Origin of the sequence: Hydrogenophaga sp. (assembly GCF_048549895.1) — a bacterium.
Classification (GTDB): domain Bacteria; phylum Pseudomonadota; class Gammaproteobacteria; order Burkholderiales; family Burkholderiaceae_C; genus Hydrogenophaga.
This window is the reverse complement of the sequence record NZ_JBLYYB010000068.1, coordinates 1-6,152: the sequence shown is the minus strand read 5'-3', so window position 1 is coordinate 6,152 and position 6,152 is coordinate 1. Positions and strand designations below refer to the sequence as shown.

Genomic DNA, 6,152 nt, shown 5'->3' with positions numbered 1-6,152 from the left:
GTACCTGCGGGTTCCACCAACCGCTGTGGCCCGCAGCCATTTCGAGCATGACACCGAAGGCAGAGACATCGGCGTTTTTCCATGGTTCACGGCCCAGGAAACCCGGCAGCACATAAGCCACGCAAAACAGGAGCAGGGCGATCCTGGGCAAGCGGCGCACGGCTGACTGCGTGACGATGGCGGGGGTGGGCTGGTTCACTGCGGGGAATATACAAGGGCCTCAGGGCTTGGATCGGAGAAGCAAGGGCGAAAAAAAAGCAGCCGGGTAGCCAGCTGCTTTTCTTGAGCATCGCGCAGCGCCTGGGCAGGCACTGGCTGCAAGCCGCTTACTTCGCAGCAGGCGTCGTCTTGGCGTAACGGTTGCGGAAACGCTCCACACGACCACCCATGTTGTCCACGCTTTTCTGCGTGCCGGTGTAGAAGGGGTGCGATTCACTGGAGGTGTCCAGCTTGAACAGCGGCAGCTCGCGGCCGTCTTCCATCTTGATCATCTCTTTCGTGTTCGCGCAGGAGCGGGTCACGAACTTGAAGCCGTTGGAGAGGTCCTGGAAACAGACTTCGCGGTAGTTGGGGTGAATGCCGTCTTTCATGACGTGTCCTTGAGGTTCAGGTGCGGCAGCCGCAGGAAAACCATTTCCCTGTACTTGTCGCAATTTGCAAAGCCTGCGATTTTAGCAGGAAAGTCCAGATCAGCCGCCCCGGCGCATCATGTCGAAAAACTCGGAGTTGTTCTTGGTCGACTTCATGCTCTTGAGCACCATCTCCATGGCCTCGATTTCGTCCATGTTGTACATGAACTGACGCAGGATGCGGGTCTTCTGCAGGATCTCGGGCTGCAGCAGCAACTCTTCCCGGCGGGTGCCGCTGCGGTTGAGCTGGATCGAGGGGAAAACGCGCTTCTCGTAGAGGCGGCGGTCCAGGTGGATCTCGCAGTTGCCGGTGCCCTTGAACTCTTCAAAGATCACCTCGTCCATGCGCGAGCCAGTGTCGACCAGAGCGGTGGCAATGATGGTGAGCGAGCCGCCTTCTTCGATCTTGCGGGCCGCACCGAAGAAGCGCTTGGGGCGCTGCAGGGCGTTGGCGTCCACACCACCGGTGAGCACCTTGCCGCTGGAGGGCAGCACGTTGTTGTAGGCGCGAGCCAGGCGGGTGATGGAGTCGAGCATGATCACCACGTCCTTGCCGAGTTCGACCAGGCGCTTGGCGCGCTCGATCACCATCTCGGCCACATGCACGTGGCGCGCGGCGGGTTCGTCGAACGTGGAAGCAATGACCTCGCCGCGCACGGTGCGCTGCATCTCGGTCACTTCTTCCGGGCGCTCGTCAACCAGCAACACCATCAGCACCACCTCGGGGTGGTTGGCGGAGATGGCATGGCAGATGTGCTGCATCATGACCGTCTTGCCGCTCTTGGGCGGCGCCACGATCAGCGCGCGCTGGCCGCGGCCGATGGGCGCAATGATGTCGATCACGCGGCCGGTGATGTTCTCTTCGCTCTTGATGTCTCGTTCCAGGCGCATCTGTTCCTTGGGGAACAGGGGCGTCAGGTTCTCGAACATGATCTTGTGCTTGTTGTCCTCGGGGGGCAGGCCGTTGATCTTGTCGAGCTTGTTGAGCGCGAAGTAGCGTTCGCCGTCCTTGGGGATGCGGACCTCGCCCTCGATCATGTCGCCGGTGTGCAGGTTGAAGCGGCGGATCTGGCTGGGCGAGATGTAGATGTCGTCGGTGCTGGCGGTGTAGCTGGTGTCTGGCGCGCGCAGGAAACCGAAACCGTCGGGCAGCACTTCCAGCACGCCGTCGGCGTACACCAGTTCGCCGCCCTTGGCGCGCTTCTTGATGATGGCGAACATCAGCTCCTGCTTGCGCATGCGGCCGGTGTTTTCAATCTCAAGCGCTTCAGCCTGCTTGAGGACTTCAGACACGTGCAGTGCCTTGAGTTCGTTGAGGTGCATGGAATTCACTCCGGAAGGGAGTTGAGTCGGGAACCGGGGGAGGGGGCGCTGGCGTCCGGATGTCGGACGGTGCGCAGATGAGAGGCGGGGTCTGTCTCGGATCCGCCTGCGGGAAATTATGACAGGAAAAAAAGGCCGCTGAAAAGGTGCCCGGGCATTGCACCCGGGCACGCGTCCGCGGAAATCAGGCCAGTTGCTGGTCGATGAATGCGGTGAGCTGTGCCTTGCTCATGGCGCCTACTTTGGTGGCAGCCAACTGACCGTCCTTGAACAACATCAGCGTCGGGATGCCGCGGATGCCGAACTTGGCGGGCACGTCGCGGTTGTCGTCCACGTTGAGCTTGGCGATCTTGAGCTTGCCGTCGTAAGAGCCAGCCACCTCGTCAAGGATGGGCGCGATCATCTTGCAAGGGCCGCACCACTCGGCCCAGAAGTCGACCAGAACGGGCGCCTGCGCTTCCAGAACGTCGGCCTGGAAGCTTGCATCGGAAACATGTTTGATCAGGTCGCTCGCCATGATTCATCCTAAAAAACGTTGAATGGGGAGGTTAAAGTTTGGGCACTTGCGCGGGCTTCAAGGGCTTGAAGGTCACCACAGGGCCAACCAGTCCGGGCAATTGTGACAGAAACCCCCATTTCATGACGCCAGCCAACCCGCCTTCCGAATCCGGTCTTCCCGCGTCAACCGGGCAAGAAATCGAAGGCAGTGCCAGCGATTGGGCTTCGTTGATCCAGACCCTGTCTCAGGCGTTGGCGCAGCGTTGCATCGAGCCTGGCAGTGTGGTGGTGCTGGTGCCCTACGCACAGCTCATGGATGTGGGCCGACGCGCCTGGTCAAGCCACCGCCCCGATGGTTTTGCGCCGCGCTTCGAGTCCAGCCGCAACTGGGCTGCGTCGCTGCAGCCTTTCATGCCGGGGCCCACCGACCTGAGCATGGACATGGCGCGCGACTGCCTCGTGGCCTCGGCCTTCATCGACCGTGTGGCGCCCGCGCGGGCTGATGCCGAGCTGCGCGCGGTGATGGTCATGCGCCTGGTGGAGGCCGCTCGGCAACTCGCACCGCTGGCCGCGGCCGTGGCGCCAGAGCAGCGCATGGCATGGGCCGAAGCGCTGCAGCAGGCGCTGCTGCCAGGCCCGGCCTCGCTGCAGTGGGAGGGCCTGGTCGCGACGCTGGCGCTGACCTGGGCCAGCACGTCCGCCTACGCCACCGACGTGTTGTGGAGCCCGCAGGCCAGCCCCGGTGCGGGTGCGCAGGCACTGGTGGTGCTCCAAGGCTTTCAGACCGATCCGCTGGCCGCTGCGTTGTTGGCGCACTGGGGTGAGCGCGCGCTGAGCCTCTCATGGAGCGTGGTTGGTTCCGACGCTTCAGGCTGCACGCTGCACGCCTGCGATGACGCCGAAGACGAAGCGCAGCGCGCAGCCGCCTGCGTGATCGCGCGTGTGAATCAGGGCCATCAGCCCGTGGCCCTGGTCGCCACCGACCGCTTGCTCACCCGGCGCATCAGCGCGCTGCTGCACGGTGCAGGTGTCGCGGTGCGCGACGAGACCGGCTGGAAACTCTCCACCACCCACGCAGCCGCGCAGCTCATGAGCCTGCTGCGTGCGGCTTCGCCACGCGCGTCCATGGACGATGTGCTGGACTTGCTCAAACAGGCACCACGCTGGTCAGAAGAATCCGTGCTCACGCTGGAGCAACTGGCGCGCGAAGCCGGTGTGTCGCAGTGGCGCGCCGCGGTGCGCACAGCCAGCTTGGTGCACGCCTTGCCGGAGGGTCTGGTCGAGATCCTGAGCGCTCTGCAGTCGCCGCGCAGCCTGGTGCTGTGGCTGGACGCGGTGGCACAAGCCTTGAAAGCCACGGGACTGTGGGACGCGCTTCAAGCCGACGCGGCGGGCCAACAAGCCTTGCAGGTGCTGCGGCTGGAAGAGGGGGCAGCACGCGAACTCTCCGACATCGGCGAAACCTCGGGCGAGGCGGCGACTGGTCGATCCGCCGGGCGCAAACCGCTCGCCTTGTTCACGGCCTGGGTGCGCGATGTGCTGGAGGGCGCGACCTTCATGCCGCGCGGCACCGGCGAAGCGTCGGTGGTGATCCTGCCGATGGCGCAGTTGCTCGGTCGCTCGTTCGCCGCCACGGTGGTGCCGGGCTGCGACGAGGTGCACCTCAACCCCAGCCCCGAGCCGCCCGGCTCGTGGACCGCAGCGCAGCGCGAGCTGCTGGGCTTGCCCTCTCGCGACGCACTGGCCCAGGCGGCGGCGAATGCCTGGAAGTCGCTGCTGCGCATGCCGCGGCTGGACGTGTTGTGGCGCACGCAGGACATGGGTGAGCCTGTGATGCCGAGCGCCTGGGTGCTCGCCCTGCAGACCGACGCATGCAACGGAGACGACCCGCGCACAGCGACGACGCTGGTGTCGGCGCCGTCGGTGCGCCCTGCGCCGTCGGCCGGCGATGTGTTGCCCGGTGCACTCTCGGCCAGCGCGTACCAGGACCTGCGCGATTGCCCGTACCGGTTCTTCGCCATGCGCCAGTTGCGGTTGGTGGATGCGCCCGAGCTCGCGGCCGAGCCCGACCAGCGCGACATGGGCAACTGGCTGCATGCGGTGCTGCGCGCCTTTCACGAACAACGCGGCGACCAACGCCCTGGCGTCGATGCCGACCGCGCGGCGCTCGACCGACTCGCCACCGAGACCGCTGCTGCGATGGGTCTGAACGCGGGCGAGGGCGGCGCGAGCTTCCTGCCCTACGAGGTGGTGTGGCCCGCCACGCGCGACGGTTACCTGGAGTGGCTCGCCACGTTCGAGGCCACGAATGAGCGGCCCGGCCCACGCTTCGTGGAGGCCGAAGCGGTGATGACATCCACCGTCGGCCCGTGGAAGCTCTACGGCAAGCTCGACCGCGTGGACGCGCAGGACAGCCCCGAGGGCCCGATCCCGTTCGTGATCGACTACAAAACCGAGAGCCGCAAGACCACGACCGACCGTTTGAAGGAGCCGTTGGAAGACGTGCAGCTCGCCTTCTACGCCGCGCTGTTGCCCGACGACACCTTGCGCGCCGCCTACCTCAGCATCAACGACCGGCCTGGCTCCACGACCGCCGACACCGCCACCAAGCTGGTGGAGCACACCGAGGTGCTGGAGGCGCGTGAACAGCTGCGCGCCGGCCTGTCGCACGACATGGCGCGCGTGGCCGCCGGCCACCCCATGCCTGCGCTGGGCGAAGGCCGGGTGTGCGAGTTCTGCAAGGCGCGTGGTTTGTGTCGCAAAGATTTCTGGAGCGTTTCATGAGCGCACCAGCGGCCTACCAAATCAATGGCGCACCGGTGTCCCGCGAAGCGTTTTATGCGCTCGCCTGCGACCCGGCGCGCAGCATCGCGGTGCAAGCCTGCGCCGGCGCCGGCAAAACCTGGATGCTGGTCTCGCGCATCCTGCGCGCGCTGCTCGACGGCTGCGCGCCACAAGACATTCTGGCGATCACCTTCACCAAAAAGGCCGCGGGGGAGATGCGCAAGCGGCTGGGCGAAGAACTGCGGCGCTGGGCCGATCTGTCCGATGCCGAACTCGTGGATGTGTTGCAGCAACGCGGCCTGAGTGTCGCCGACGCACAGCGCTGTGTCGCTGAGGCGCGAAGACTGCATGCGCGGGTCACGGCCTTGGGCCGACCGGTGCAGGTGCGCACCTTCCACAGCTGGTTCGCCGCCTTGCTGCGCGGCGCGCCGCTGTCGGTGTTGCAGGAGCTGCAATTGCCGGTGCAGTACGAGCTGCTCGAAGACGACACGCAGGCGGTGGAGCAGGTGTGGCCGCGTTTTTACGGCGCGCTGGCCTCCAGTGCGCCCGATCGCCAGGACTTCGTGGACGCGGTGAGCACGCACGGCCGTTTTCAGACGCAGCAGGCGCTGCGCAAGGCCTTGCAGAAGCGCGTGGAGTTCGCGCTGGCCGATGCGGCGGGCGTGGTGCAGACCTCGGTGGATGCCATGGCCGAGCAGTTTCCCGAGTTCGCCGGCTTCGACGATCCGCTCCAGTGGCTGGTGGACCACGCGCCCACCCGCAGCCTGTTGTCGGGTGCCGCCATCGCGCTTGGCCGCGCCAGCGCTGTGACTTTTGCGGCGAAAGGCGTTGAACTGGAAAAGGCCCTCACCGGCCTGAACGGCGCCGGTGTGATGGACGCGCTGCTCACGCAGAAAAACGAGCCGCGCAAGTTCAGCG

5 protein-coding genes and 1 pseudogene are annotated in these 6,152 nt (G+C 65.6%); 2 read left to right on the top strand and 4 right to left on the bottom strand.

Annotated features, from left to right (window positions below; translation table 11 throughout):
• From ACN4F8_RS06820 to trxA, 4 genes and pseudogenes are all read right to left on the bottom strand, one after another.
• A pseudogene (locus ACN4F8_RS06820) lies at nucleotides 1–199 on the bottom strand (hypothetical protein); the annotation flags it as partial.
• A gap of 127 nt (nucleotides 200–326) precedes the next feature.
• Nucleotides 327–590 carry a type B 50S ribosomal protein L31 gene (locus ACN4F8_RS06815; RefSeq protein ID WP_419472852.1) on the bottom strand — a complete coding sequence of 88 codons (264 nt, stop codon included), beginning with the start codon at nucleotides 588–590 and terminating at the stop codon, nucleotides 327–329.
• A gap of 99 nt (nucleotides 591–689) precedes the next feature.
• Nucleotides 690–1,952 carry a transcription termination factor Rho gene (rho, locus tag ACN4F8_RS06810; protein WP_056274742.1) on the bottom strand — a complete coding sequence of 421 codons (1,263 nt, stop codon included), beginning with the start codon at nucleotides 1,950–1,952 and terminating at the stop codon, nucleotides 690–692.
• Nucleotides 1,953–2,136: 184 nt separating this feature from the next.
• Nucleotides 2,137–2,469, bottom strand: coding sequence for a thioredoxin TrxA (trxA, locus tag ACN4F8_RS06805; RefSeq protein WP_159606264.1), 333 nt, complete (start codon nucleotides 2,467–2,469; stop codon nucleotides 2,137–2,139).
• Nucleotides 2,470–2,591: 122 nt separating this feature from the next.
• Here trxA and ACN4F8_RS06800 point away from each other — a divergent pair, with 122 nt between their 5' ends.
• Both ACN4F8_RS06800 and ACN4F8_RS06795 read left to right on the top strand, forming a co-directional pair.
• Nucleotides 2,592–5,234 carry a PD-(D/E)XK nuclease family protein gene (locus ACN4F8_RS06800; RefSeq protein WP_419472851.1) on the top strand — a complete coding sequence of 881 codons (2,643 nt, stop codon included), beginning with the start codon at nucleotides 2,592–2,594 and terminating at the stop codon, nucleotides 5,232–5,234.
• Nucleotides 5,231–6,152: UvrD-helicase domain-containing protein (locus ACN4F8_RS06795; RefSeq protein ID WP_419472850.1), on the top strand; the 922-nt coding region annotated here is incomplete at its 3' end. The genes ACN4F8_RS06800 and ACN4F8_RS06795, both read left to right, overlap by 4 nt.